The sequence below is a fragment of the Streptomyces ruber genome (assembly GCF_014648075.1).
GTDB classification, from domain to species: Bacteria; Actinomycetota; Actinomycetes; order Streptomycetales; family Streptomycetaceae; genus Streptomyces; species Streptomyces ruber.
Window position 1 is genome coordinate 239,617 of sequence record NZ_BMQK01000008.1, and the last position, 25,622, is coordinate 265,238.

Sequence of the window (25,622 nt, forward strand, 5' to 3'; positions counted from 1 at the left end):
GTCTGCGGGTGGGTCACTGGCCCGCGAGGCCCGTGTGGGCGACGCCGGCGACGATCTGGCGCTGGAAGAAGACGAAGACGACGATCAGCGGCAGGCCCGCCATCAGACCGCCGGCCATGAGCTGGGCCCACTGGATGCCGTAGGAGTTCATGACGGTCGCGATGCCGTTGGGCATGGTCATCAGGTCGGGGTTGTTGGTCACCATGTACGGCCACAGGAAGTTGTTCCAGGAGCTGATGAAGGTGAAGATGCCGACCGCCGCGAGCGAGGGGCGCGACAGCGGCAGGACGATCGTGAGGAAGACCCGCCAGCGTCCGGCACCGTCGATGAAGGCGGCCTCCTCCAGCTCCCTTGGGACGCCCTGGAAGAACTTGTAGAGGATGTAGACCATCGCGGCGGGCGCGCACTGCGGCAGGATCATGCCCCAGTAGGTGTCGACCATGCCCATCTGCTGCACCGTGGTGAACAGGGGTACGCCGAGCACGGCCGGGGAGATCATCAGGCCTCCCATCACCACACCCATCAGGGCGCCCTTGCCGCGGAACTCGGTGCGGGCGAAGCCGTATCCGGCGAGCGCGCCGACCACCAGCACGACGGTGGTGACGCAGACGGAGACGACGAGGGAGTTCACGAACCAGTTGGTGATGTTGCCGGTCTCGAAGATCGCCTTCCACGCCTGGCCGGTCCAGTCCCTCGGCAGCCAGTGCGGCGGCACCTCGACGGCCTCGGTCTCCGACTTCAGGGAGGTGAACAGCGCCCAGGCCAGCGGCGAGAGGATCACCACGGAGACGGCCGCGCCGAGCAGGGTGAGCACGATCTGGCCGGTCGTCCAGGGCTTACGGACACGGGTACCGGTACGGGCACGGGTGCGGGGCTCGACGCGTACCGGTGCGCTGGTGCCGCTCATCGGCCGTCCTCCTCACGGTTGCGCAGCAGCCACATCCGGGCGAGGGCGACGGCCGCGATGAGCACGAAGAAGATGATGGAGATCGCGGAGGCATAGCCCACGCGGTAGCTGGTGAAGCCCTCCTCCAGCGTGAACTGCACGAACGTGCGCGTCGAACCCTCGGGGCCCGGCCCGAAGTCCATCATCACGACCGCCTGGTCGAAGACCTGGAGCGAGGCGAGGACCTGCAGGGCGATGACGAGGCCGGTGATGTTGCGCAGCATCGGCAGCGTGATGTGGACCATGCGGTGCCAGGCGTTCGCCCCGTCCAGCTCGGCGGCCTCGTACAGGTGCGCGGGGATGCCCTGGAGCGCGGCGAGGTAGAGCAGGAAGCTGAAGCCGACCGTCCACCACAGGGTGCAGACCACGACGGCGAGCAGGGCGTAGGACGTGTCGCTCAGCCACGGCGTCTCGATGCCGAGGACGTGGTTGACCATGCCGGTACCGGGGTTGAACAGCCACTGCCACAGGTTGCCCGCGACGGTGGACGGCAGCAGGAACGGCATGAAGAAGCACAGCCGCCACAGCCACTTGCCGCGCTCGATGTGGTGGGCCAGCATCGCCAGCAGGAAGGCGAGCACGGTGATGCAGGGCACGACCAGGAGCGTGAAGTACGCGCTGTGGCCGAGCGCGTCCCACATCAGCTGGTCGCCCAGGGCCTCGCGGTAGTTGTCGAGGCCGACGAAGCGGGCGCCCTCGCCGGAGATGTTGGCGTCGGTGAAGCTGAGCCAGAGGCCGCGCAGCAGCGGCCAGATCACGAAGAGCGCGAACAGCACGAGGAACGGGGCGACGAACCAGCCGCCGTGCTGGAAGCCCTGTCTGCGGCGGACGGTGGTGCTCGGCGCGGCGGCCCGCGCGCGGAGTGCGACGACGGTCCCGGCGCTGGTCGTCATCTGCCCGCACCTCCCCGCGCCTGTGCGGCGGTCCTGCCGTCCATGGGGTTCTTCATGGCGATCAGCTCGGTGAGGACGCCCTTCATCCGGCGGGCGGCGGCGTCCGGCGTGAGGGAGCCCATCGTGGAGGCGCTGACGACGGGGCCGAGGCGCTGGGCGAGGATGCCGGTGGACCCGGCGAACCACACCTTCGGCTCCGTGGCCTGGTGGTCCATCGCCACGACGTACTCGCTCTGCGGCTTCAGCGCCCGGTACTCGGGCGAGGACAGGGTCGGCATGTGGGCGGGGATGTGTCCGCCGCCGGCCCACTGCCGGGCGTGCTGGACGACGTAGGCGGCGAGGCGGTGCGCGGCGTCGTCGGCCGCGCCGCCGCGGCGTGCCTGGTGCGGCAGCACGAAGGAGTGCGACTCGGCGTGGGTGGCCCGCTTGCCGAAGACGGGCGGCAGCGGGGTCGCGCCGTAGTCGAGCTCCGCGGTGTCGAAGACCGGCACCGACCAGTTGCCCTCCATGGTGAAGGGGGCGCCGTTGACGAACTGTTCGGCGTCGGCTGCGCCCGCGATCGAGTAGCCGTCGGTGACGTGCCGCCGCAGGAACGCGAGGACCTCGGCGGCCTTGTCGGTGTCGAAGACGACCTCGGTGTCGGCGGCGTCGAAGTAGGTGCCCGAGAGCTGCTCGTAGAAGGAGACGAAGAACCACCACATGATGTTCTGGTCGTTGGTGTGCAGCCCGAGGGTCTGCAGCCCGTCCTTCGTGGCCTTCCTGGCCTCGGCGAGTACGTCGAACCACTCGTCGGTCGACGTCACGGGCACCAGCCGCCCGTCGGCGTCCAGGAGTCCCGCCCGGTCCAGCACGTCCCGGCGGTAGAAGCAGAGCTGGACGTGGATGTCGAGCGGGAGGGCGTAGAGCTCGCCGTCGACGACGGCACGCTTCCACAGCTCGGGGTTGAAGTCCTCCTCCCGGACGCCGTACTTGCGCAGCAGGCCGACGTCCCAGGGGTCCAGGAGGCGGCCGGGCGAGAATCCGGTGACGCGGCCCAGGTGCATGACGCCGAGGTCCGGCGCGCGGTTGCCCGCCGCCGCCATGGCCAGCTTGGTGTAGAAGGGGCTGCCCCACTGGAGGGTGGAGTCCTTCACGTCGATCCCGGGGTGCTCCGCGCGGAAGGCGTCCAGCATCGCGATCATGTTGTAGCCGTCGCCGCCGCTGAAGAGGTTCCAGTAACGGACCCGGGTGTCCGCGCCGGAGGCGAGCGCGTCGGCCCCCTGGCCGAGCGCGGCGAAACCGAAGCTGCCCGCGGCGGCGAGGCCGCCCGCCGCGGCGAGGAGTTGTCTGCGATCCAGGTCAGGTCGTCCCATTCCCTGCCCTTGCTCTTGGAGGTCGTGTCGAGGTGCGATGCGTGCGTGCCGTACGTCCTGTTCGGTATTTCGGATGGTGACCGTAACTTCGGACGGTGAACGTAGATTCGAAGCGCACGCGCGTCAATGGGCCCGACAAGACTTTCCGGTGCGCGGCCGGGGATCGGCCCGGACCGGCGGGTGACGCGACCGCGCGTACATCTCCGGGCACGGGCGGTGAGCGTCGGGTGCCGTACGGCCGGCGGTCGTTCGGCCGAGGGCGACGAAGGCCGGTCTTCCCTGGTGCGGGCGGCCCCGGGGCACGTACTGTCGGCCCGTGCCCCCTCTCCCGAGACGCGCGCACACATCGAGGCGCGCAGCCCCGGGACCGGCTCCGGCCGGGACGCGCCGCTCGGTGTCCGCGGCCAGTCGTCCGGTCCGTCCGCCGGTGGTGAGGCGGACGAGGGGGCGAGGGGGCGAGGTGATCGGATGGCGATGAGACCGGGAAGCGGCCGGCGGACGGGCCGCGCGGGGTGGCCGGCGGGCGGCTGGGGCATGTGGGGTGCGGGGGGCGGCCGGGGTACGCGGCGCACGGGGAGTGTGCGGCACGGGACTGAGCCCCGGTGCGGAGCGGTGCCTGAGTCCGGGCGCGTCCGGGCGGTCGTCCTGCGCGGCGTCGGCGCCCTCGCCCGCACCCGGGCGGGAGCACGGCTCGCCGGCGCCCTCGCCGCGTCCCGGACCGGTGCCGCGATGCGCCAACTCGGCGACGGGCTGACCGCCGCGCTGCGGGCCAGGCTCGACGGTCCCGCCGACGTGCGGGAGGTCTGCGCGGCGCTGTGCGAGGCCATGGGCGAGCGGCGGGGCGGGCGGCGCGTGGACCTCCGGTTCGAGCGGTTCCCCGACGAGATCGAGGTGACCGGGCTCTGGCTGGAGTTCCGGGACCACGACCTCGTCATCGTCGAGGAACGCGCCGACGCCGCACAGCAACTGGTCATCCTGGGACACGAGTTGTGGCACATGCACGCCGGGCACTGCCGCCACCCGGCCGACGGTTCCGGCCGGCGCGGGCGCGTGCTCTCGCCCACGCTCCCGGCCGCGCTCCGGCAGGGCGGCACTCCCGTCGCCGCCCGGGACGGCTCCCACGCGGCCGACGAACGCGAGGCCGAGGAGTTCGGCCACCGGCTCGCCGCGGACCTGCGCGCCTGGGTGGCGGCGGACCGCGCCGGCCGGTGACCGTCGCGTCGTATGGGTCTTGCGTCGTACCGGTGTCGCGTCGTACGGGTGTCGCGTCAGCCCGCGAAGGGCGGCTGGACGAGACCCTTGCCCGCGCCCGGCAGCACGAGCAGAGAGCCCGACAGCGGCGGCGGCGCGTCGAGCCCCGTACGCGCCGTGGTGATGTACAGGTCCGTCAGGTCGGCGCCGCCGAAGGCGCAGGCCGTGGGGCGGGGCACGGGCAGGGCGACGACCCGGTCCAGGGTGCCGTCCGGCGTGTAGCGGCGGACCGCCGCGCCGTCCCACAGGGCCACCCACACGCAGCCGTCGGCGTCCACCGTGAGGCCGTCGGGGAAGCCGGCGCCCTCCTCCACGGTCGCGAGCGGCCGCCGGTTCACCGGCAGCCCGTCCTCGCCCATGTCGAAGACGTCGATACGGCGCGTGGGCGTGTCGATGTAGTACATGAGCCGGCCGTCCGGGCTCCAGCCGGTGCCGTTGCTGACGGTCACGTCGCCGAGGAGCGTGCGCGTCGTGCCGTCGGGGGCGACGCGGGACAGGGTGCCGCCGCCGGTGGCCTCGTCGTAGCGCATGGTTCCGGCGTACAGGGAGCCGTCGGGCGCGACGGCGGCGTCGTTGCCGCGGCGGCCGGGGACCGGCTCGCGGTGCAGCCACCGGAAGGCGCCGTCGGGATCGCGCAGGCCGACGCCGTCGCGGAGGTTGAGCACGAACCCGCCGCCCGCGCGGGGCTTCGCGGCGCCCACGTGCTGCTCGGTGACCATGACGGTGCGCCGGCCGGAGGCGGGGTCGTACGTGTGGACGCGGCCGCCGAGGATGTCCACCCAGATCAGTCGCCGGGCGTCCGCGTCCCAGGTGGGGCCCTCGCCGAGGGTCGCCTCGGCACGTACGGCGACGTCGGGGGCCGTGGAAGGAGTCTCGCTGCTCATGCCGTCACACTCCGGTGTCCGAGACGCTCCGACAACTGCGCCGCGCCCTTGGCGGCGAGTTGCTCCAGCTCCACGCGGCGCTCGTCGCTCCAGCGGATCATCGGAACGGAGATGGAGAGCGCGGCGACGACCTGTCCCGCACGGTCGCGGACCGGGGCGGCCACGCAGGAGACGTCCGGGTTGGACTCACGGCTCTCCACCGCGACGCCGCGGGCGCGGATGCCGGCGAGGGCCTCGCGCAGCGCGGCCGGGTCGGTGATGCTGTTGGGCGTCATCGCGGCGAGCTCGGCGTCGTCGGGGACGCGGACGGCGAGCTCCGGCTCGGGGAGGGAGGCGAGGAGCATCTTGCCGACCGAGGTGCAGTGCGCGGGCAGCCTGCGTCCGGCGGCGGACACCATGCGGACGGCGTGCGTGGAGTCCACCTTGGCGATGTAGATGACGTCGGTGCCCTCCAGGATCGCCACGTGCACGGTCTCGTCGCAGGTCTCGGCGACGGAACGGGCGACCTGCTGGCCCTCGGCGGCGAGGTCGAGCTGCTCGGCGTACCGGCTGCCGAGCTGATACGGGCGCACCCCGAGCCGGTAGCGTCCCGGCTGCCCCGGCACCGGGACGATGTACGACCGGGCGGCGAGCGTGGTGACCAGTTCGTGCACGGTGGTGCGCGGCAGCCTGAGCCTGCGCACGATCTCGGGGGCGGAGAGCGTGCCGTCCCCGTCCAGAAAGAGCTCAAGTATGTCGAGAGCCCGGGTCACGGCAGGTACGAGGCGTCCCACGACCGGCCCCCTCCCTTGTGTGTGTCCGTTGCGTGTTCACGTGTTCGTCGTATGTTCGAAATTTCAACAGACGATCGACATGGCGAACACAGGCTAGTCAGACTGCACCGCCCCGGGCAATGGCCGTGCGGCGCCGGCCCTCACGTACGGCACCACCGGGCGCCCGCACACCGCCGCCGGACATCACCGTCGGGCGCCGCGCCGGGGAGCCGCGACCGCTCGTGGGGACCGGCACCCCCGGCCGGGCACCGCGACCGGGCACGCCCGCCGGGCACCGTGCCCGGGCGCCGCGCCCCGGCCCGCCCGTGGGGCGCCGTCCAAGCGCCGCCATCCGGGCACCGCATGCCGATCCCACTGCCGGACATCACCACCGGCCGCCACCAGCCACCGCCGGAAACCACGACCCGGCGCCCCCGCCGGGCACCATGCCCGGGCGCCGCACCCCGGCCCGTCCACCGGGCGCCGCCCGGGCGCCACCGCCCGGGCGGCGGGGCCAGTGCCGCCGCCGGACCCCGCGCGTCCGCCGGGGGGCTTCGCGGTGCTGCCGGGACTCAGCGGTGGGGGCGTGGGTCGCCCAGTTCGCCGCGGAGGCGCTGGGCCCGGAGGACCAGTTCCAGTTCGAAGCGGCGGTCCGGGTGTTCGATGTCGTCGCCCCACAGTTCCCGGATCTGCCGGAGGCGGTACCGGACCGTCTGCGGATGCACGCCCAGCCGTGCCGCCACCTCCGGTGCCCCGCCCCGCGTCTCCAGCCAGGCGAGCAGTGTCTCCGCCAGCCGGCGGCCGTGGGTGGGGCCGCAGTGCGCCAGCGGTGCCAGGCAGCGCAGCGCCAGGTCGTCGAGGAGTTCCTCCGGTTCGAGGAGCACCAGCGCCTCGGTGTGCCCGGTGCAGTGCAGCACCTGCCCGCCGGGCAGCAGCCCCCGTTCGATCAGCCGTACCGCCGCCTCCGCCCAGCGCAGCGACTTCGCCGCGGCGGCCGGCGGCACCGGCGGCCCGATGGCGCCCGTCCACCCGGCCAGCGCACGGTCCAGCAGTTCGGGACGGCCCCGGGCGCCGGGGTCGGGCACCACCATGCGGGGCTGCTCGTAGTCCATGTCGAGCAGTACGTCCTCCCCCACGGCGGGCGCGACCGCCTCGCGCGCGGGCCGCAGCAGCACACCCACGGCCACCCGCGCGGGCAGCGGCCAGCCGATCCGGGCCGCCCGCTCGGCCAGCGCCTCGGCCGGGTCGCCGCCCCGGTGATGCCCGGTCAGCAGCAGCTCGATCAGCCGGCGCTGCAGCCGTAACCGCTCCCCCGCCTGCCGCGCCGCCGCCTCCGCGTACCCGCGCACCGACTGGTCCACCAGTCCGTCCAGGTACTCGTAACCGGCGTCGACGAGCTCGTACATCGCCGGCGGCGGGATGTCCACGCGGGTGCCGATCTCCGCGAAGCGGCGCCAGGCCAGCCGTACGCCGAGCCGGTAGATCGCCTGCAGCGAGTCCAGGCTGCGGCCCCCCAGCCCCTCGCCCCGGCCGAACTCCTGGAAGACGCCGGGCGGCACCCGCGGCCCGCCCTCGGCGGCGCCCGCGCTCTCGGTGGTCTCCAGGTGCTGGACGAAGGCCTCGATGGCGCGGCGGATGCCGACCAGGGCCATCGGCTCGCCGGAGTCGTCGAGGACGACCGGCAGGTGCGGGTACTCGCGGCGGATCTCGCGCAGGATCTCCTCCGCGAGCGCGGGTGCCTCGGCCAGGGCGAGCGCCGCGAACTGCCGCACCTGGCGGCGCGGCACGTCGTGCCAGGCGGAACGGGTCGCGACGGTCACCGGACGCCGCGCCACGCCTCAGCGCTCCCCGCCGTTGGTCTCATAGGTGACCAGCGGTGTGTTCGGCTGGTCCGGGGGCGCCTCCAGCAGCGCGACGGCACCGAACGCGGCACCCACGGCGAGTGCGGCCGCGGCCACGACGGTGAGCGCGGCGGCGAGCAGTCTGGACATCGCAGGGTCAGCCTCTTTCGTCGAGAGGTCTTCGAGAGATCCACGGGGGATCCACGAGAGATCGTCGGGAGGTGGTCGAACGCCTGTCGAGAGGTCGTCGACAGGTCCGTCCCACCCGGACGCCCCACACCTCACCGAGCCCCTGACCCGGGCCCAGTGTCGGCACAGCATTGACACCCCGTCAAGGGTGCGCCTACGGTTCCCGGCCCGTACCGCCGTACCGCACGCGCTCTTCCCTCTCCGGCGCCGATTCGGCCGTGTCCCGCGCGAGTCGCGCCGCCCATGTCACTGGAGTGCCCGGATGCGCCGTTCTTCCCACCCGTCTCCCCTGTCCCTCTTACTCCTCGGTCTCGGCACCTTCCTCCTCGTACTGGCCCCCCTGCTCGCCTGGTACGTGAAGCCGCGGGCCGCCGTGAACCCCGTCGACATCGACACCACCGCCGTCTACACCGGCACCGGCAGCGTCTTCGACGTCACGCAGGTGAGGACCGTGCCGAACGAGGACATCACCATCACCCAGCGGGTGCGCGGCGACGTCACCGACAGCGAGCGCAGCGGCCACGCCGCCGTCTGGGACGTGGTCACCACCGTCGACACCGACGACACGCTGCCCGCGGCCGACCCTCACGACGCCCTGGACTTCAGCCCGCACCGCTGGGTCAGCGACCGGCGGACCAACCGCCCGGTGCACTGCTGCGGCGAGACGCCGTACATCGAGGGCGAGGCCTACCTCAAGTTCCCCTTCGACGTGCAGCAGCGCTCCTACCGCTGGTGGGACAACACCCTCGGGTCGACCGTGACGCTCCGGTACCGGGGCGTGGCGAAGGTGCGCGGGTACGAGGGCTACCGGTTCACCGGCAGCGTGCCGGCGACGCGGACCGGCACGCGGCTGGTGCCCGGCAGGCTCGTGGACGAGCCGGACCGCCCGCAGGTGGTGGCCGAGGAGTGGTACGCCAACCACGGCATCGAACTGATTGTCGATCAGGCCACCGGAAGGGTGCTGTACGCGCAGACCGGTCCCCGCCGCACGCTGCGTGCGCCCGGCGGGGACCGGGACGCGGCCGTGCTCCTCGACAGCCGGAAACTCGCGTTCACACCCGCGACGCAGCGGGCGGCGGTCGAGCAGGCGGAACGGGACGGCCGTCAGTTGCGCCTGGTGGGGCGGACGTTGCCGATCGTCGCCGCCGTGAGCGGATCCGTGCTCGCCGTGCTGGGTGCCGTTCTGGTGATACGCGGGCGTCGGCGCCCCGATTCGTCCGAGTCCTCCGCAGCTTTGCGCACGATATGATGACGCGTCAGGTCCAGAAAGCCCGGAATTCATCACTTCGGTGAGTAGCAGCTTCCTGCGGCTGGGCGAAAACTGTCCACCCCACCCGAGCACAGCCACTGACCGCACCACTGCATCACCGGTACCACCAGCTCCGTCAGCTCCGTCAGCTCCACCGGTCCGCACCGCGCCGTTCCGCCACGCCGAGCCCCGCCCCCCCAAGACGAGCCCCAGACGAGTCCTCAGACGAGTTGGAGCACCCATGCCCCAGCACGTGCCGCCGCACCCGCTGCTCAAGGCGTTCCCCCGCAGCGCACAGCACTCCCCGGCGCATCCCCCGCAACCGCGCCGAATCGTTTTCCTGGCCCGCCGCGACCTCGGTAACCCGGCGGCGGGCGGTTCCGAGCTGCTGGTGGACCGGCTGGCCGGCGGGCTGACCCGGCTCGGCCACCAGGTGACACTGCTGTGCGGCGGCCCGGCGGCGTTCCGCGAGTACCGGGTCGTGTCGGCCGGTGGCGACCTGAGCCACTACGTGCGCGCCCGCCCCGCCTTCGCCCGCCAGGTCGGCGACTGCGACCTGCTGGTCGAGGTGTGCAACGGCATGCCGTACCTGGCGCCGCTGTGGCACCGCGGGCCGACGCTCTGCCTCGTCAACCACGTGCACACCGATCTGTGGCGGATGCGTTTCGGCGGGCCCCTGGCGCCCGCCGCGCGCCTCGGCCGAAGACTCGAGCACTGGGCGCTGGCGGGCGCGCAGCGACGGAACCTGCTGGTCGCCGTCTCCCCGTCGACGGCCGACGCGCTGCGGGCGATCGGTGTGGACCGCGAGCGGATCCGCGTGGTGCACAACGGCGTCGAGGAGCCGGGGCCGCGGACGCAGCGGTCGTCCGAACCGCTGTTCGTGGCGGTGGGGCGGCTCGTCGAGTACAAGCGGATCGACCTGCTGCTGCGCCTGTGGGAGCGGGTGCGGCCGGTGACGGGCGGCCGGCTGGTGATCGTGGGCGACGGGCCCGAGCGCACCCGCCTGGAGCGGCTCGCGGGTCCGGAGGTGACGTTCGCCGGCCATGTCTCCGAGGCCGAGAAGCACCGGCTGCTGTGCGCGGCCTGGCTGCTGCTGCACCCCTCCGCCGTCGAGGGCTGGGGCCTGGTGGTCACGGAGGCCGCCGCGCGTGAGACTCCCGCGGTGGCCTTCGACGTGCCCGGCCTCAGGGACTCCGTGGTGCACGGCGAGACGGGCGTGCTCGCGCACGGCGAGTCGTCCTTCGCCGCCGCCTGGTGCGCCCTCGCCCTGTCCGCCGAGCGCCGCGCCCTCATGGGCCGGGCGGCCCGCGAACGTGCCTCGCGCTACCGCTGGAACCACACGGTGCGCCGGTTCCGGGCGGTGGCGTCCGAGGCGGTGAGGAGCTGGTCACCATGACGGCGTCCACGGGGGCGGGCCGGCCGGAGGGACCGTCGCGGTCGTCGGGAGCGCTGCGGGCCGCGCGGTCGTCGAAGCGGTCGAAGCCGTCCCGGCCGTTCGGGCCGTTCGGGCCGTTCGGGCCGTCGCGCTCGGCGAAGGCGGCTCGGTCGGCCAGGCCGTCCCGGTCGCCGCGGGCCCTGCGGACACTGCGGACACTGCGGGCCCTGCGGTCGAGGCAGCCGTCGAAGCAGCCACCGAGGCAGCCGTCGGAACACCCTGCGCAGCAGTCGCAGCAGTCACCCGGGCAGGCCGCACGATCGTCCGTGCGCCGGCCGAAGGACCCCTCGCTGCGCCGCTCGCTGCTCCTCTTCCGCGCCTTCCTGCGGGAGCAGCAGGACCCCGGCCACTGCTACTCACTGCTCGCCCGGGACGCCGCCGACCAGGTCGAGGCGTACGACGGGCCGGTCCGCGGCCGTACGGTCGTGGACGTCGGCGGGGGCGGCGGGTGGTTCACCGAGGAGTTCCGGCGCCGCGGGGCGCACGCCTACCTGTTCGAGCCGGACGTGCGGGAGCTCGGTCCCGAGCCGGCCGAGGGCACCGTGGTCGCGGACGGCTATCTGCTGCCGCTGGCCGACGGGGCCGCCGACGTCTGCTTCTCCTCCAACGTGCTGGAGCACGTCGCCGACCCGCGGACCTTCCTCAGCGAGCTGGTGCGGGTGACCCGGCCCGGCGGGCTGATCTACGTGTCGTTCACCAACTGGCTGTCCCCGTGGGGCGGTCACGAGTGGGCGCCCTGGCACTACCTGGGCGCCGAGCGGGCCCGCGCCCGCTACCGGCGCCGTACCGGCCACCCGGCCAAGCACACCCTCGGCGAGAACCTCTTCGCCGTGCACATCGGACCCACCCTGCGGCTGGTGCGGGCACGCGACGACGTCCGCGTCGTCGCGGCGCGCTCCCGCTACTGGCCGTTCCTCGCCGGGGCCGTCGTGAAGGTGCCGGTCCTGCGCGAGTTCGCCACGTGGAACCTCCTCCTCATTCTCCGGCGGTGTCCAGCATGACGAGCACGGTCCAGGCTCCCCCTCCCGCGCCGCCCCGCCCCGCGGCACCCGGGCGGCGTCCCGGCGAGGGCCCGCGGTCGCGGCGCTGGCTGCTGGGTTTCTGGGCCGTGGTGTTCGTGCTGTTCCTGGCCGTGTCGCCCGGCCGGATGACGTTCGAGACGAAGCTCGGCGTGGCGCTCGACCCGCTGCAGTTCCTGTCCGACCTGGGGCAGCTGTGGCACGACCGGGGCGGCTTCGGCGGCATCGCGGACCAGTACATCGGCTACGCCTGGCCGATGCTGCCGTACTACGCGGTGTGCGAGCTGCTGCACGTGCCGGTGTGGCTCGCGGAGCGGCTGTGGCTGTCGATCGTCGTGACCGTCGCCTTCTGGGGAGCGCTCCGGCTGGCGGAACGGCTCCGCGTGGGCAGCCCGGCCTCCCGGCTGCTCGCGGCGGTGGCGTACGCGCTGTGGCCGACGTTCACGATCGTGGTCGGTTCGACCTCGGCGGCGGTGCTGCCGGGCGCGTTCCTGCCGTGGGTGCTGCTGCCGCTGGCCGACGAACGGTACAGCGCCCGGGTCGCCGCCCTGCGCTCGGCGCTGCTCATTCCCTTCATGGGCGGCGTCAACGCGGCGTCCACCCTCGCGTCCCTGCTCCCGGTCGGCCTGTACCTGCTGTCCCGGCCGCGCGGCCCCCGGCGGCGCAAGCTGATCGCCTGGTGGGTGCCGGGGGTGATCCTCGCGACGGCGTGGTGGGTGATACCGCTGCTGCTGCTCGGCGCCTACGGCGAGAACTTCCTGCCGTACATCGAGTCCGCGCGGACCACCACGGACACCATGTCGGCCACCGAGGCGCTGCGCGGTGCCGGGAACTGGGTGGCGTACCTGAACTTCGGCGAGGCGTGGCTGCCCGCCGGCTGGACGGTCGCCTCGTCGGTCGTCGTCATCGTCTGCTCGTCGCTCGCGGCCGGACTGGGCCTCGCGGGGCTCGCCCGGCGCGACATGCCGGAGCGGCGCTGGCTGGTGCTGACGGTGCTGACCGTCGCGGTCCTCGTGCTCGCCGGGTACGGGGGCCCGTTCGGCGGGCCGTTCCACGAGACGGTGCAGGACCTGCTGGACGGCTCCCTCGCACCCTTCCGGAACATCTACAAGTTCCAGACCGGGACGGCGCTCGCCCTCGTGCTGGGCCTCGCGCACCTGGTGGGCGTGGCCGCGCGCCGGCGGGAGGGCGCATGCGGGCTCCGTGGGGCACGCGTCCGGCGGTCCGCGCCGCTCGTCGCCGCGCTGCTGGTGCTGCCCGGGCTGCTGTGGCCGTATCTGAACGGGACGGTGCTCCAGCCGGGCTCGTTCCAGGAGCTGCCCCGGTACTGGCGGACGACGGCCGACTGGCTGGAGGAGAACTCGCCCGACTCCCGCGCCCTGGTGGTCCCCGCCACCGCGCACGGCCTCTACACCTGGGGCTCCCCCATCGACCAGCCGCTGGACGTGCTCGCGAGGTCGCGGTGGGCGCAGCGCGACTTCGTCCCCTTCGGCACGCCCGGCAACCGGCGCGCCATGGACGCGGTCGAGCAGGCGCTGCTGACGGGCGGTGAGGTGCCGGGCCTGGCCGACTTCCTGAGCCGTGCGGGCCTGCACTACGTCGTGGTCCGCAACGACCTCGACCCGGACCAGATCGGCGCCGTTCCGACGACCACCGTGAAACGGGCCCTGGAGCAGTCCGGGTACGAGCGGGAGACGGGCTTCGGGCCGCTGATGACCGGCGGGCGGATCGCGCACGGCACGCCGTTGCAGGTCGAGGGGCTGTACCCGCGCCAGCGCGCCGTGGAGATCTACCGGCCGCCCGCGGACACGCCGCGCCCCGGCCAGGTGGCGTTGAAGCCGGTCGCGGACACGGCCGTGGTCTCCGGCGGCCCCGAGGCGCTGCTGCCGCTGGCCGCCGACCCCGCGGTGCGCGGCCGGCCCACCGTGCTCACCGGCGACGGCCACCCCGGGCTCGGGACGCCCGCGCTGCAGGTGGCCGGTGACGGGCTGCGGCGCGCGGACACCCGCTTCGGCCTGGTCAACGCCAACACCTCGTACACGTACACCGCGACCGAACGGAACGCCGAGGGCGACCTCCAGGCTCCCGGCGCGGAGCCGCACGAGATCCTGCCGGTCGAGGGCCTGGACCACCAGACGGTCGCCGAACTGCGCGGCGCCCGCTCGGTGACCGCGTCGTCCAGCGGCAACTGGCTGTTCCACCTGCCGCAGTACGACCCGGTGAACGCGTTCGACGGCGACCCCGGCACGGCCTGGGCGGAGGGCGCGCCGGACTCGTCGGTGGGCCAGTGGCTGCGCATCGGCTTCGACGGCCTCCAGGACGTCCCGTCCACGTTCGAGGTGACGCCGCTGCCGCAGGACGGCGTGCGGTCGGCGCCCGTCCGGGTCCGGGTGGAGACCGAGCGCGGCGCCGCCACGAGCATCCTGCGGGCGGACGGCTCGACGCAGCGGGTGAGCGCCCCCGCCGGCACGACGGACTGGTTGAAGATCACCGTCCTGGAGACGGAGCAGCGGCGCGCCGGGCTGACCGGCGCGGGCTTCTCCGAGATCGCGATCCCGGGCGTCCAGGTGACGCGGACGCTGCGGCTGCCCACCGACGCCGCGCGCTCCGCCGCCTCCGCCGAGATCGTCTCGCTGCACCGCGCCGCCGACCCCACCGGGCTCTCCGCGACGGGCACCGAGGCGGGACTGCACCGGCGCTTCACCGTCTCGGAGGCGGGCGCGTACCAGGTGCGCGCCACCGCCGTCCCCGTACCGGGCGAGGAGCTCGACCGGCTGCTGTACGAGGTCGCGCCCGAGGAACGCGCCCGGGTCACCGCGACCGCGGACTCCACGGCGGTCCTCGGCCCCGGGCTCTCCCCGCGCAACCTCACCGACGGCGACCTGACGACGGCCTGGATCGCGGGCGACACTCCCACGATCCACCTGAGCTGGGCGGAGCGCGCGGAGATCGACTCGGTGGTGCTCGCCCCGGCGGGCGGCCTGTCGGCCCGGGCCACGAAGGTGGAGATCAACTCGCCGGACGGCGCCGCGGTCGTCGGCATGGACGAGAACGGCTGGGCCCGCTTCGACCCGATCACCACCGACCGGCTCGACATCACGATCACCGAGACGGCCCCGCTGACCCTGCACAACCCGGTCGCGGGCGACGACCTCCAGCTCCCGGCCGGGCTGGCGGAGGCGTACGTCCCCGCTCTCGACGAGGCCCAGCGGACCCCGCAGCCGGCGGGCGACCGCGCGTTCTCGCTCCCCTGCGGGCGCGGCCCGGTGCTCGCGATCGACGGCGACCTGTACGAGACGGGCGCGCGGGGCACCGTGCGGGACCTGACCGAGCGGCGCGGCGTCGAGCTGACGCTCTGCCGGAGCGGCCGGGAGGATCCCGCGGTGCAGCTGGAGGGGAGCGCGCACCGTGTGGAGTCCGGGGACGCCGGTCCGCTCGCGGTGACGGACGTGACGCTCACGCGCGGGGACGCCGCCCGGGCCGCGGCCGCGGGACCGGCCGACGCGGACCGGGAGGTGCGGGTACGGGACTGGCTCGGCGACCGCCGCGAACTGACGGTCGGCGCGGGCGGGGCCTCGTACCTGACGACGTACGAGAACCACAACAAGGGCTGGAAGGCCACGCTGGACGGCCGCGAGCTCACCCCGGTACGGCTCGACGGCTGGCAGCAGGGCTGGCTGGTCCCGGGCGGCGGGGGCGGCACGGTCAGGCTGTCGTACGAACCGGCCGCCGCGTACGAGGGCGGGCTGATCGGCAGCGCGGCCGCCGTGGTCCTGCTGATCGGCGCGGTGCTGTGGCGGCGTCGCTCGCCCAACCGCGACGCGCCGCAGCCGGTGCCGCCGGAGCCGGGCGTGTGGCCGGGCACGGTGGCGCTGACGCTCGCCGGTGTCGTGGTCGCCGGGTGGCTGGGGCTGGTGGTGCCGCTGCTGGCGTTGGTGGCGTGGCGGCGGCACGGACTGCTGGTGCCGCTGGCGTTCCTGTCCCTGGCCGTGGCGGGGGTCGCCGCCGCCACGGGCGCCGGTACGGCTCCGGCCGCCGGGGCGGGGGCGTTCGGGCCGGTGGCCCAGGTGGCGGCGGTGGTCGGGCTGTTCGCGGGGCTGGTGAATGCCGGGCGGGGTGCGGGGCGTGCCGGGCGGGGGGCGCGGCCGGTGCCCGAGGGGGATTCGGGCGGCCCTCCCGGGCGCGATCCGGACGAGCCCGGTTCCACGCTGCCGTACGGGATCCCGCCGGTACCGGCCGGGCCGGTGACCCCGCCCGGGCCGGTGGTCCCGCCCGGCTCGCAGGCGCCGACGGAGCCGGTGCGGCCGGTGCGGCCGGTGCGGCCGCGACGGTCACGACGGCTTCGGCGACCCGGGCGGTCCTGGCGGCCGGCGAAGGACGACGGTCCGGAGAGGGACGACGGTCCGGAGAGGGACGACGGTCCGAGAAGGGGTGAGGGTGCATGACCGCTGTCGAGCATCCGGCGCGCCACGGCGCGGACGGTGCCGCGCGGCCGCCGGCCCGTGTCCCGTTCCCCGTGGTGGACGAGGTCAGCCGGCACTGCGTCCAGGAGGCGGAGCCGGAGACGGTCCACATCGAGGTCCATCTGCCGGGCCGCCTGGACCGGGACCGGCTGCGGGCCGCCTTCGCCGGGGCGTTCGACCGCCACCCCCGCGTCCTGATGCGGGAGGCGCCGGGGCCCTGGTACCGCCGCCGCTACGAGTGGGAGCTGACGGCGGACCCGGACGTCGACGTGGTCACGTTCCGGCCGCCCGGCCCGGACGCGCTGCGGGGCGCCCGGACCAGATCGCTGGCCGAGGCGCCCCCGCTGTCGGCGGCACCGCCGATCCGGGTGGAGGTGGTCGAGCCGCCGGACGACGGAACCGGAAGAGAGGGCGGGGTGGGCACCGTCCTCCTCCTCACCGTCAACCACACCGCCCTCGACGGCCCGGCCTGCCTGCGCATCCTCGCCACCGCCGCGGAGCTGTACGGCGGCCGGGACAACTCCCCCGCCGCGCCCCCGGTCCGGCCCGCGGCCCCGGCGGCCGGCCCCCTCGACGCGGACGCCCCGTCCCCGTGGTCCCCGCCCGCCCGGGTGGCCCACGGCTCCCCCGGCCCCTTCCCGGCCGCCCCGGGCAACGGCATGCTCCTCACCGAGCTCGCCGTCCCGCACCGCCCGCAGGACTCCCCGTACACGGTGAACGACCAGCTCATGGCCGCCACGGCCCTGACGATCGCCCACTGGAACCGGGAGCACGGCGCCCGCCCCCGGCCGCTGCGCATCACGATGCCGGTGGACGACCGGACCCGCGGCACGGACATGCCGATCGGCAACGGCACCCGCCTGGTGGAGGTGCCCTTCGCGCCGGAGGAACTGGATGCCGCCCGCATGAGCGAGCTGCTGCGCCGTACGGCCGCGCGCACCCGCGCCCTGAAGTCGCTCGCCCGGCCCCAGCTCGGGCACGGCGCCGCCCTGCTGACCGCCCCGATAGTGCCCGTGGCCTGGCGGGCGGCGCTCACCCGCGGGCTGCGCCGGACGGCGGCGCCCTGGATGTCGACGACCCTGCTCAGCAACATCGGCCGGATCCCGTACCCGCTGGACTTCGGTGCGGGCGCCGGACCCGCGCGCGCGGTGTGGTTCTCCGCCCCGGCCCGGATGCCGCGCGGCCTGACCGTGACGACGGCGTCCACCGCGGGCCGGCTGCACGTGGCCCTGCGCTGGTCGCGGTCGCTGCTCGGGGACGGCGACGGCGCCCGGCTGCGCGAGCTCTTCGCGCACTACCTGCACACCACCGCGGAGGCCGGGGAGGTCTCGCCATGACCCCGGCCACGGGTACGAACCCGCACGCGAACACGGGCTCGGGTGCGGACCCGGGCACGAACCCGGACTCGGGCACGAACTCGGGCACAGGCACCTTCACCCGCAAGGAGCTCCGGGACTTCTACGAGAACCCGGCCGTGCCCGTAGCCTCCGGCACCGCGCGCAGCGTCCGGCAGGCCCGCATGCTGGCCGCCGCGCTCGGCCCGGCCACCGCGGGCGTGCGGACCGTCCTGGACATAGGGTGCGGCGACGGTACGGCGGCCGCCACCGCCGCGCCCTTCCTCTCCGGTCACCGCATCGTGGGCGTCGACTGGTCCCAGGACGTCCTGCGCCGCGCCCGCACCCGGCTGCCGTACGTGGTGCGCGGCGAACTGAGCGACGGCGGGCTGCCGTTCGCCACCGCGGGCGCCGACGCGGTGCTGTTCAGCGAGGTGGTCGAGCACCTCGTCGACCCGGACGGCGCGCTCGACGAGATCCGCCGGGTGCTGCGGCCGGGCGGCCACCTGATGCTGTCCACGCCCAACCTCGCCGCCTGGTACAACCGCGTCCTGCTGCTGGCGGGCGTGCAGCCCGTCTTCTCGGAGGTGAGCCTGCGTTCCATTCACGGCCGCCCGGGGACGGAGGTCGTGGGCCACCTGCGGCTCTACACGGCCCGCGCGCTGCGCGCCTTCGTGGCCGCGGCCGGCTTCGAGGTGGTGGAGCTGCGCGGGGCGCCCTTCCACGGCGTACCGCGTTCGCTGCGCCCGCTGGACCGGCTGGTCTGCGCCGCGCCGTCGGCCGCGTCGATCCTGCTGCTGCACGCGCGGAGGACGTGAGCCATGGGGTGGGGAGTGGCCGCGGCCCTGCTGGCGAACGCGCTGTACAGCATCGGGTTCGTGCTGGAGAAGAGGGCGCTCGGCGGACTGGAGCAGGTCACGGTCCGCCGCCCCGCCCGCCTGCTCCGCGTCGTCCTGGGCAGCCCGCTGTGGATCGGCGGCGCGCTCGCCCTGGCCGCCGGTCTCGGGGCCCAGCTCGCCGTGTACCGCACCCTCCCGATCGCCGCCGCGCAGGGCGTCTTCGTCTCCGGCCTGGTCCTGCTGGTGCTGCTCTCGTCCCGCATCCTCGGCGAGCGGACGACCGGCCGCGAACGGTACGCGCTCGCCGCGATACTCGTCGCGCTGCTGATGGTGGTGCTGTCGCTCGACGGGAGCGGCGACGGGGACGGAAGCGGAGGCGGGGGCGGCGACGCGGTGAGCCACAGTGCCCCGTACGGCCTGATCCTGACGACCTGCCTGCCGGCCCTCGCCCTGGGCGTCTGGCTGTACCTCGCCGCCGAGCGGCGGACCCGCCAACGGCACCGCCCGTCCACCACCGGTGTCGAGTACGGCGTGGCGGTGGGCCTGCTGTACGGGGTGAGCTCGCTGGCGATCAAGGGCGTGTCCGGCCGTCTCGCGTCGGACGGCGTGGCCGGGACGGTCCTCGCGCTGCTGCGCTCCCCGTACCCGTACCTGCTGCTGTTCACCGGCGTGTTCGGCCTCGTCATGTCGCAGGCGGCGCTGCAACGCTGCCGGGCCTCACTGATCGTGCCGGTGTGCACCACGGTGACGTGCCTGTTCACCGCGGTGCTCGGCACGCTGTCGTTCGGCGAGGCGCTGCCGGAGGACCCGGCGCGGCTGGTGCTGCGCGTGGCGGGCACGGCGCTCGCGGTCGTGGTCCTGCTGACGATGCCGAAGCACGACACGTCCACCTCCCATCCCTCCGCACCGGCCAAGGAGCTGACCCCATGACCCCCGACGACCCCCTGCTGAAGATCCTGGCGTGCCCGCTCGACAAGGGTCCGCTGCTCCTGCTCGTCCAGCAGGAGGCGCCCCGCTCGGCGGAGGCGCTCTACAACCCGCGGCTGCACCGCCGCTACCCGATCGTCGACGGCATCCCGCAACTGCTCCCGTCCTCGGGGGAGCAGGTCACCGACGAGGAGCACGAGGAACTGCTCCGGCGGACGGCGTCATGACGCCCCACGCCATGCCGCCCGGCCGGCCGGAGCCACCCGCCGGGAGACGCGGCGAGGAACACTGCGCGAAAGACGGCGAGAGAACGGCCCCGCCCCGCATACCCGCCCCGCCGACGCGGCAGACAACCTCATGACCCTCGCCGCCCGAGTCGCCCCCCACCTGCCCGAACACCTGGTCGCCGCGGCGGCCGGATACCTGTACCCACGCTTCGAGCCGGAACTGGGCAGACTGGACGACCTCTGCCCCCCGGACTGCGGCACGGCCGTGGACGTCGGCGGCTGGTACGGCCCCTGGACGCGCCGCCTGGCGGCACGGGCCCGCCAGGTGGTCACGGTCGAACCGGCTCCCCGGCTGGCCCGGCTGCTCACCGAGACCGCCCCCGCCAACGTCCGTGTGGTCGAGGCCGCCGCCTCGGACCGCGCCGGCACCGCCCGGCTGTGGCTGCCACCGGGCGACGACGGCGCGCGGGGGGTGTCGTCCCTGGTCCGCCGGGACATCCACGCCCGCGCGCTGCACGTCCCCCTCGTCACCCTGGACGAGCTCGGCCTGCGCGACGTCGGCTTCATGAAGATCGACGTGGACGGTGCCGAACTCGCGGTCCTGCGCGGCGCGCACGGCGTCCTGACCCGCGACCGCCCGGCGCTCTTCGTGGAGCTCGAGTCCCGTATCCAGCCGATCACCCCGGTCGTCGACCTGCTCACGGGCCTCGGCTACGCGGGCTGGGTCCTGCCCGGCCGCACCTGGCTGCCACTGGACCCGGCGCTCCTGGAGGCTCACCAGGCCAGGGTGTCGCACGTGGCATCACACGGTCTCCTGCGTCGCACACTCCCCTTCCGCGCCCTGTGGGCACCCCGGTACGTGAACTCGGTGCTGTTCCTGCCCGACGGCCGCCGCCCGGGGGCGCCCCCGGTGGGCGAGCATGGAGGGCATGCCCTCTCCGATCCCCCCGGCCCCGAAGGGCCCCGCTAGCCCGTTCACCCCGCTCGACTTCCAGCTCGTCCTCCTGCGCCGCATGGCCGACCACAACCCGGACCTGGTCGCGGACGCCCGCCGCGAACTGGACGTCTCGATCACCGACATGCGCGAGGCGAACAAACGCTGGCAGGCGATGCTCCGCTCACCGCGCGCCCGCGCGGCGGCCTCGCGCTACCGCTCGATCCTGGGCCCCCCGGAATCGGTGACGCCCCGCACGATCGGCGACCTGGAGTGCGAGGCCCTGCTCTGGCCGGTCCCCCTCTGGCCGGACCTGCGCTTCGAGGTGATGCTCGCCCCGAACGGCGCGGTATGGAACGAGTGGCTGGTCCGCGCGCCGGGCGCCCCCACCCCCCGGCTGCGCGCCCTGGCCGACCTCACCCCCTGGTCCTGCACGGTCGACGAGGCGGCCCGGGCCTTCGCCCCCGCCCGCCCCCTGGAGGGCACGGCCCCCAGCCGCTTCGGGCTGTCCTTCACGGCACCGGACGCGGAGGGCGTACGGCGGGAGTGCGTCGCGGAGTTCACGTGGGGGTTGCTGCAGCGGGTGGGGACGGGCGACTGAGAGCAGCCCCGCTCCTCCTCACGTGCCGGCGGCCGTGACGATCGCCCCCGCCACGGCCTGCACCGACCCCGGATGCAACCACAGGAACAGATTCGGCTCGATCAGCTCCAGCTCCATCACACACGGCCGCCCGTCCTCGCCGTCCACGAGGTCGACGCGCGCGTACAGCAGCTCCGAGGCCCCACCCGGTACGGCGGCCAGCGCGCGCTCCGCGACCGCGAGTTCGGCGTCGGTGGGCTCATGGGGGCGCAGGTCCGGGTGGGCCACCTTGTCGGCGTCGTACGGCGTGCCCGGCGTGAGCACGGCACTCTTGCGGCTGGCGTGCAGCAGCTCGCCACCGTAGAACTGCAGGGCACGCTCGCCGGACACGTCGATGCCGGTGAGATAGGGCTGCACCATCGCCGTCAGCTTCTCGGCGTGCAGCCGCTCGATGTGCCGTACGGCAGCGTCCCGCTCACCGGCCGCGTACCGCGCGGCGAGCCGCGATCCGGCCCCCGAGGTGGGCTTGACGACGAATCCGCGGTCCCCGGGAAGCCCGACGGGATCGCCGGGCGCGACGTACCGGGTGGGCACGACGGGCACTCCGGCGTCCGCGAGCTGCCCGATGTACCGCTTGTCGGCGTTCCAGCGCACGACGTGCGCCGGATTGGCGAGCCGCGTCACCTGTGCGCACCGCGCGATCCACTCCGCGAACTCCTCGGCCCGCCAGCTGTAGTCCCAGGTGGACCGCAGGACGACGAGGTCGTACGCGCTCCAGTCGGCCTCCGGGTCGTCCCAGTGCACGACCTCGGCCGAGGCCCCGGCCTCCCCCACCGCCCGCGCCAGCACCGGCAGGTCGCGGTCCTTGTGCTCGTCGGCGCCGGGGTCGTAGGTGGCGAGTGCTATGCGGGGAGCGGTGCGGGTCACGGGGGGCTCCGTTCTCGTACGGGAGTGCAACTGGCTGGTCTCGGCCGAAAGACAACAACTCCCGCCACCGGCGGCGCAAGCGCATACAGCCGCCGGTCCGCCCTCGCAGCCCTGTTGACCTTCCCCTTCGGTGAAGCCCCAGCATCAGGAGCGGCACGAGGAACCCGGGGGAGCCCGCATGACCATGCTGACCATCGGCGCCTTCGCGAGAGCCTCCCGGCTGTCGCCGAAGGCGCTGCGGCTGTACGACGAGCTGGACCTGCTGCGGCCCGCCAGGGTCGACCCCGACACCGGCTACCGCTACTACGCGGCCGGACAGCTGGAGCGGGCCCGGCTGGTGGCGTGGCTGCGGCGGCTGGGCATGCCGCTCGCTCGCATCCGGCAGGTGTGCGCGCTGGACGGGCCGGCCGCGGCTCGCGAGATCCGGGCGTACTGGGCGCGGGCCGAGGCCGAGACGGCGGCGCGCCGGGACCTGGTGGCGTTCCTCGTGGACCACCTCTCCGACACGTCCGCTCCGTCCGAGGAGGACACCGCCATGCTGGGACTCCGTTACGCCGCCCACTCCGACACCGGACTGGTCCGTCCCGCGAACCAGGACACCGCCCACGCCGGCACCCGCGTGCTCGCCGTCGCCGACGGCTTCGGTTCCGCCGGAGCGTCCGCGTCATCGGCCGCCGTCGAGGCGCTGAAGGTGCTGGACCGCGAGACGCTCCCCAACGGGCAGCGTGCTGAGTCTGCTGGAGGAGGCCGTGCAGGGCGCCACCCGCGCCGTACGGGACGTCGCGGGCACCGAGGAGGACGGCACGACCCTCACCGCCATGCTCTGGACCGGCTCGCAGCTCGCCCTCGTGCACATCGGCGACTCGCGCGCCTACCTGCTGCGCGACGGCGCGCTCTCCCGGATCACCCATGACCACACGCTCGTGCAGTCGATGCTCGACGAGGGCCGGCTGACACCCGAGGAGGCCGACGCCCATCCCCAGCGGATGCTGCTGCTCAAGGGGTTGCACGGCGGATCCGCCCCGTCCCCGGACCTCCGCCTCCAGGACGTCCGCCCCGGCGACCGCTTCCTGCTGTGCTCCGACGGGCTCTCCCGCGTCGTGGCGGACGGTGTCGTGCGCCGGGTCCTGGTCACCGTCCCGGACCCGGAGGACGCGGTCCGGGCCCTGGTCGCCGAGGCGAACGGCGCCGGTGGGCCGGACAACGTGAGCTGTGTGGTGGCCGATGTCCGGTCCGTCCTCGGGGACGCGTGACCGCCCTCACCCCTCTCCCCCCGGCTCCCAGTCCAGCAGCCGCACCTTCGCCACCGTGCGGACGTGGCGGCGCATCGCCGCGGCCGCCTGCCTGGGCCGGCCGTCCGCGACGGCGTCGGCGATCGCGCGGTGCTGGGCCAGGGAGCGGTGCGGGCGGCCCGGCTGGCGCAGCGACTCGGTGCGGCTCTCGGCGATCTGGTCGGCGATGGAGCGCATGAACTCCGCGAGCAGGCTGCTGTGCGCCGCCGCCGTCACCGCCGCGTGGAACAGCCGGTCGCCCTCCACCCCGTACGCGCCCTCCTCGATCTCCCGCTCCATGTGCGCGAGCGCCGAGCGGATGGCCTCCAGGTCCTCCTCCGTACGGCGCTCGGCGGCGAGTTCGGCGAGCTTCGTCTCCAGCGCCTCCCTGGCCTCCAGTACGTCGGGGAGGCGCCGGCGGCGTTCGACGAGCGCCTCCACCGGTTCGACGTCGAGGCTGTCGCGGACGAGGTACGTACCGCCGCCGTGGCGGGCCTCCACCAGGCCCTGCACCTCCAGGACCACGATCGCCTGCTTGACGGAGGCCCGGCTGACGCCGAGGCGCCGGGCGAGATCGCGTTCGGGCGGCAGGCGGTCGCCCGCGCGCAGGCCGCACTCGGTGACGTACTGCCGCAGTCGGTCGAGCACCTGCTCGTAGAGGCGCTGCTTCGCCATCGGGCGCAGGGCGTCGGTCACGGGTCCCCCTCTCCTCGGGAGCGTAGCACCGGGGCTTCAAGTGGCCGAGTGGCTCAGCCAATTGGTGCGCGACCCCTTGACCGGCCTCGGGACCGGGGTCACGCTGGCCAGCCAACACCCCCAGTGGCTCAGCCACTCGACCAATCCGCCGCGCTCCGCTCCGGGACCCAACGACGGGAGCCCGCATGTCCCCCGAACTCGTCTCGATCCTCGTCCTCGTCGTGGTGTTCACCCTCGCCACCACGCGCTCCGTCAACATGGGCGCCCTCGCCTTCGCCGCCGCCTTCGGCGTGGGCGGGCTCGTCGCCGGCATGGACGCGGACGGCGTCTTCGCCGGCTTCCCCGGCGATCTGTTCGTCGTCCTCGTCGGTGTCACGTACCTCTTCGCCATCGCCCGCGCCAACGGCACCACCGACTGGCTGGTGCACGCCGCGCTCCGGCTCGTGCGCGGGCGGGTGGCGCTCATCCCCTGGGTGATGTTCGCCCTGACCGGCGTCCTCACCGCGATCGGCGCCGTCAGTCCGGCCGCCGTGGCGATCGTCGCGCCCGTCGCGCTGAGCTTCGCCGCACGGTACGGGATCAGCCCGCTGCTCATGGGCGCGATGGTGGTGCACGGGGCGCAGGCCGGCGGCTTCTCACCGATCAGCATCTACGGGTCGATCGTCAACGGCATCGTCGAGCGCGAGCGGCTCCCCGGCAGCGAGATCACGCTCTTCCTGGCCTCCCTCCTGGCCAACCTCGTCATCGCGGGTGTCGTGTTCGTCGTCTGCGGCGGGCTGGGGCTGTGGGGGCGGGAGCCGGTTCCGGCCTCCGCCGATCAAGGCGGTGGAACCCCGGCGCCCGCCCGCCGTACGGGTACGGACAGCGGGCGCCCCACGGGCGACGGCACCGGCGGCACCCGTACCGCCACCATCGCGCCCGCCTCCCAGGACGGCACCGAGGACGGCATCGCGGACGAGGACGGCCGCGGGCCCCGCCTCACCCCCGCCCGCACGGCCACCCTCCTCGCCCTGGCCGCCCTCGTCGTCGCCGTACTCGGCTTCGACCTCGACGCGGGCCTCGCCTCGATCACCCTCGCCGTGGTGCTGAGCACCGTCTGGCCGGCGGACAGCCGGGCCGCGGTCGGGCAGATCGCCTGGCCCACGGTGCTGCTCATCTGCGGCGTCCTCACCTATGTCGGCGTCCTGGCGGAGATGGGCACCATCACCTGGGCCGGCGAGGGCGTCGGCGGCATCGGCGTCCCGCTGCTGGCCGCGGTGCTGCTCTGCTACATCGGCGCGCTCGTCTCGGCGTTCGCGTCGTCCGTGGGCATCATGGGCGCGCTGATCCCGCTGGCGGTGCCGTTCCTGGCGCAGGGGGAAATCGGCGCGATCGGCATGGTGTCGGCGCTCGCGGTGTCGGCGACCGTCGTGGATGTGAGCCCGTTCTCGACGAACGGCGCGCTGGTGCTCGCCGCCGCACCGGACGTCGACCGGGAACGTTTCTTCCGGCAGCTGATGGTGTACGGGGGAATCGTGGTGGCGGTGGTACCCGCGATGGTGTGGCTGGTGCTGGTGGTGCCCGGGTGGGGATGACCGGCATGGACGACCGGCATGGACGACCGGCATGGACGA

21 protein-coding genes and 1 pseudogene are annotated in these 25,622 nt (G+C 74.3%); 13 read left to right on the forward strand and 9 right to left on the reverse strand.

The window, feature by feature from the left end; translation table 11 throughout:
- Nucleotides 1-13 precede the first annotated feature (13 nt).
- The 3 genes from IEZ04_RS19570 to IEZ04_RS19580 are packed head-to-tail and all read right to left on the reverse strand — an operon-like array spanning nucleotide 14 to nucleotide 3,191.
- Entirely contained in the window at nucleotides 14-907 is an 894-nt protein-coding gene (locus tag IEZ04_RS19570) for a carbohydrate ABC transporter permease (protein ID WP_189218187.1), read from the reverse strand.
- Nucleotides 904-1,839: a carbohydrate ABC transporter permease gene (locus tag IEZ04_RS19575; RefSeq protein ID WP_189218188.1), complete on the reverse strand. Its 936-nt coding sequence runs from the start codon at nucleotides 1,837-1,839 to the stop codon at nucleotides 904-906. The genes IEZ04_RS19570 and IEZ04_RS19575 overlap by 4 nt, the downstream gene beginning before the upstream one ends.
- Entirely contained in the window at nucleotides 1,836-3,191 is a 1,356-nt protein-coding gene (locus IEZ04_RS19580) for an extracellular solute-binding protein (protein ID WP_189218189.1), read from the reverse strand. The genes IEZ04_RS19575 and IEZ04_RS19580 overlap by 4 nt, the downstream gene beginning before the upstream one ends.
- 729 nt (nucleotides 3,192-3,920) lie before the next feature.
- On the opposite strand from IEZ04_RS19580, the gene IEZ04_RS19585 reads away from it, so the two are divergent.
- Complete coding sequence (locus tag IEZ04_RS19585) at nucleotides 3,921-4,403, forward strand: toxin-antitoxin system, toxin component family protein (protein ID WP_189218239.1); 483 nt, start codon at nucleotides 3,921-3,923, stop codon at nucleotides 4,401-4,403.
- A gap of 56 nt (nucleotides 4,404-4,459) precedes the next feature.
- On the opposite strand, the gene IEZ04_RS19590 is transcribed toward IEZ04_RS19585, so the two are convergent.
- From IEZ04_RS19590 to IEZ04_RS19605, 4 genes are all read right to left on the reverse strand, one after another.
- Nucleotides 4,460-5,326: an SMP-30/gluconolactonase/LRE family protein gene (locus IEZ04_RS19590; RefSeq protein ID WP_189218190.1), complete on the reverse strand. Its 867-nt coding sequence runs from the start codon at nucleotides 5,324-5,326 to the stop codon at nucleotides 4,460-4,462.
- Nucleotides 5,323-6,099 (reverse strand): IclR family transcriptional regulator, encoded by a 777-nt coding sequence (locus IEZ04_RS19595; protein WP_189218191.1) that lies wholly within the window; start codon nucleotides 6,097-6,099, stop codon nucleotides 5,323-5,325. The genes IEZ04_RS19590 and IEZ04_RS19595 overlap by 4 nt, the downstream gene beginning before the upstream one ends.
- Nucleotides 6,100-6,650: 551 nt before the next feature.
- The gene (locus IEZ04_RS19600) at nucleotides 6,651-7,913 is read right to left on the reverse strand and encodes a PucR family transcriptional regulator (protein ID WP_189218192.1); all 1,263 of its coding nucleotides are present in this window, start codon (nucleotides 7,911-7,913) and stop codon (nucleotides 6,651-6,653) included.
- Between the two features lie 3 nt (nucleotides 7,914-7,916).
- A complete protein-coding gene (locus tag IEZ04_RS19605) occupies nucleotides 7,917-8,069 on the reverse strand; it encodes a hypothetical protein (RefSeq protein WP_189218193.1) in 153 nt (50 codons plus the stop codon).
- 301 nt (nucleotides 8,070-8,370) lie between these two features.
- Between IEZ04_RS19605 and pgfA the strand changes: the two genes are divergently transcribed.
- The 10 genes from pgfA to IEZ04_RS19655 all read left to right on the forward strand — a co-directional run bounded on the left by pgfA (nucleotide 8,371) and on the right by IEZ04_RS19655 (nucleotide 21,136).
- On the forward strand, nucleotides 8,371-9,357 hold the full coding sequence (gene pgfA, locus IEZ04_RS19610) for a cell envelope lipid trafficking protein PgfA (protein WP_189218194.1): 987 nt from the start codon (nucleotides 8,371-8,373) through the stop codon (nucleotides 9,355-9,357).
- 241 nt (nucleotides 9,358-9,598) lie between these two features.
- The gene (locus tag IEZ04_RS19615; protein ID WP_189218195.1) at nucleotides 9,599-10,753 is read left to right on the forward strand and encodes a glycosyltransferase family 4 protein; all 1,155 of its coding nucleotides are present in this window, start codon (nucleotides 9,599-9,601) and stop codon (nucleotides 10,751-10,753) included.
- Between the two features lie 305 nt (nucleotides 10,754-11,058).
- Nucleotides 11,059-11,793, forward strand: a complete 735-nt coding sequence (locus tag IEZ04_RS19620; protein ID WP_189218196.1) for a class I SAM-dependent methyltransferase — start codon at nucleotides 11,059-11,061, stop codon at nucleotides 11,791-11,793.
- Nucleotides 11,790-16,256, forward strand: a complete 4,467-nt coding sequence (locus tag IEZ04_RS19625; protein WP_189218197.1) for an alpha-(1->3)-arabinofuranosyltransferase — start codon at nucleotides 11,790-11,792, stop codon at nucleotides 16,254-16,256. Before IEZ04_RS19620 ends, IEZ04_RS19625 begins: the two co-directional genes overlap by 4 nt.
- Complete coding sequence (locus IEZ04_RS19630; RefSeq protein WP_189218198.1) at nucleotides 16,253-17,611, forward strand: condensation protein; 1,359 nt, start codon at nucleotides 16,253-16,255, stop codon at nucleotides 17,609-17,611. Before IEZ04_RS19625 ends, IEZ04_RS19630 begins: the two co-directional genes overlap by 4 nt.
- On the forward strand, nucleotides 17,608-18,426 hold the full coding sequence (locus IEZ04_RS19635; protein ID WP_189218199.1) for a class I SAM-dependent methyltransferase: 819 nt from the start codon (nucleotides 17,608-17,610) through the stop codon (nucleotides 18,424-18,426). The genes IEZ04_RS19630 and IEZ04_RS19635 overlap by 4 nt, the downstream gene beginning before the upstream one ends.
- 3 nt (nucleotides 18,427-18,429) lie before the next feature.
- Nucleotides 18,430-19,377: a hypothetical protein gene (locus tag IEZ04_RS19640; RefSeq protein ID WP_189218200.1), complete on the forward strand. Its 948-nt coding sequence runs from the start codon at nucleotides 18,430-18,432 to the stop codon at nucleotides 19,375-19,377.
- The gene (locus IEZ04_RS19645; RefSeq protein ID WP_189218201.1) at nucleotides 19,374-19,601 is read left to right on the forward strand and encodes a Trm112 family protein; all 228 of its coding nucleotides are present in this window, start codon (nucleotides 19,374-19,376) and stop codon (nucleotides 19,599-19,601) included. Before IEZ04_RS19640 ends, IEZ04_RS19645 begins: the two co-directional genes overlap by 4 nt.
- 130 nt (nucleotides 19,602-19,731) lie before the next feature.
- On the forward strand, nucleotides 19,732-20,571 hold the full coding sequence (locus tag IEZ04_RS19650; protein WP_189218202.1) for an FkbM family methyltransferase: 840 nt from the start codon (nucleotides 19,732-19,734) through the stop codon (nucleotides 20,569-20,571).
- Complete coding sequence (locus tag IEZ04_RS19655) at nucleotides 20,531-21,136, forward strand: hypothetical protein (protein ID WP_189218203.1); 606 nt, start codon at nucleotides 20,531-20,533, stop codon at nucleotides 21,134-21,136. Before IEZ04_RS19650 ends, IEZ04_RS19655 begins: the two co-directional genes overlap by 41 nt.
- A gap of 18 nt (nucleotides 21,137-21,154) precedes the next feature.
- Here IEZ04_RS19655 and IEZ04_RS19660 read toward each other — a convergent pair whose 3' ends face one another.
- Nucleotides 21,155-22,042 carry an ATP-grasp domain-containing protein gene (locus tag IEZ04_RS19660; protein WP_189218204.1) on the reverse strand — a complete coding sequence of 296 codons (888 nt, stop codon included), beginning with the start codon at nucleotides 22,040-22,042 and terminating at the stop codon, nucleotides 21,155-21,157.
- Nucleotides 22,043-22,220: 178 nt separating this feature from the next.
- Between IEZ04_RS19660 and IEZ04_RS19665 the strand changes: the two are divergent.
- Nucleotides 22,221-23,295 (forward strand): annotated as a pseudogene (locus tag IEZ04_RS19665) (MerR family transcriptional regulator).
- Between the two features lie 6 nt (nucleotides 23,296-23,301).
- Here the strand turns inward: IEZ04_RS19665 and IEZ04_RS19670 are convergent.
- Nucleotides 23,302-24,009: a FadR/GntR family transcriptional regulator gene (locus IEZ04_RS19670; protein ID WP_189218205.1), complete on the reverse strand. Its 708-nt coding sequence runs from the start codon at nucleotides 24,007-24,009 to the stop codon at nucleotides 23,302-23,304.
- A 185-nt stretch (nucleotides 24,010-24,194) separates the two neighbouring features.
- On the opposite strand from IEZ04_RS19670, the gene IEZ04_RS19675 reads away from it, so the two are divergent.
- The gene (locus IEZ04_RS19675; protein ID WP_189218206.1) at nucleotides 24,195-25,583 is read left to right on the forward strand and encodes an SLC13 family permease; all 1,389 of its coding nucleotides are present in this window, start codon (nucleotides 24,195-24,197) and stop codon (nucleotides 25,581-25,583) included.
- Nucleotides 25,584-25,622 lie beyond the last annotated feature (39 nt).

Coding starts and splice junctions, on each gene's coding strand:
- IEZ04_RS19640 (WP_189218200.1), top strand. CDS start 18,430: ATGGGGTGGGGAGTGGCCGCGGCCCTGCTGGCGAACGCGCTGTACAGC.
- IEZ04_RS19580 (WP_189218189.1), bottom strand. CDS start 3,191: ATGGGACGACCTGACCTGGATCGCAGACAACTCCTCGCCGCGGCGGGC.
- IEZ04_RS19645 (WP_189218201.1), top strand. CDS start 19,374: ATGACCCCCGACGACCCCCTGCTGAAGATCCTGGCGTGCCCGCTCGAC.
- IEZ04_RS19585 (WP_189218239.1), top strand. CDS start 3,921: ATGCGCCAACTCGGCGACGGGCTGACCGCCGCGCTGCGGGCCAGGCTC.
- IEZ04_RS19655 (WP_189218203.1), top strand. CDS start 20,531: ATGCCCTCTCCGATCCCCCCGGCCCCGAAGGGCCCCGCTAGCCCGTTC.
- IEZ04_RS19570 (WP_189218187.1), bottom strand. CDS start 907: ATGAGCGGCACCAGCGCACCGGTACGCGTCGAGCCCCGCACCCGTGCC.
- IEZ04_RS19635 (WP_189218199.1), top strand. CDS start 17,608: ATGACCCCGGCCACGGGTACGAACCCGCACGCGAACACGGGCTCGGGT.
- IEZ04_RS19575 (WP_189218188.1), bottom strand. CDS start 1,839: ATGACGACCAGCGCCGGGACCGTCGTCGCACTCCGCGCGCGGGCCGCC.
- IEZ04_RS19625 (WP_189218197.1), top strand. CDS start 11,790: ATGACGAGCACGGTCCAGGCTCCCCCTCCCGCGCCGCCCCGCCCCGCG.
- IEZ04_RS19630 (WP_189218198.1), top strand. CDS start 16,253: ATGACCGCTGTCGAGCATCCGGCGCGCCACGGCGCGGACGGTGCCGCG.
- IEZ04_RS19615 (WP_189218195.1), top strand. CDS start 9,599: ATGCCCCAGCACGTGCCGCCGCACCCGCTGCTCAAGGCGTTCCCCCGC.
- IEZ04_RS19650 (WP_189218202.1), top strand. CDS start 19,732: ATGACCCTCGCCGCCCGAGTCGCCCCCCACCTGCCCGAACACCTGGTC.
- pgfA (WP_189218194.1), top strand. CDS start 8,371: ATGCGCCGTTCTTCCCACCCGTCTCCCCTGTCCCTCTTACTCCTCGGT.
- IEZ04_RS19605 (WP_189218193.1), bottom strand. CDS start 8,069: ATGTCCAGACTGCTCGCCGCCGCGCTCACCGTCGTGGCCGCGGCCGCA.
- IEZ04_RS19675 (WP_189218206.1), top strand. CDS start 24,195: ATGTCCCCCGAACTCGTCTCGATCCTCGTCCTCGTCGTGGTGTTCACC.
- IEZ04_RS19590 (WP_189218190.1), bottom strand. CDS start 5,326: ATGAGCAGCGAGACTCCTTCCACGGCCCCCGACGTCGCCGTACGTGCC.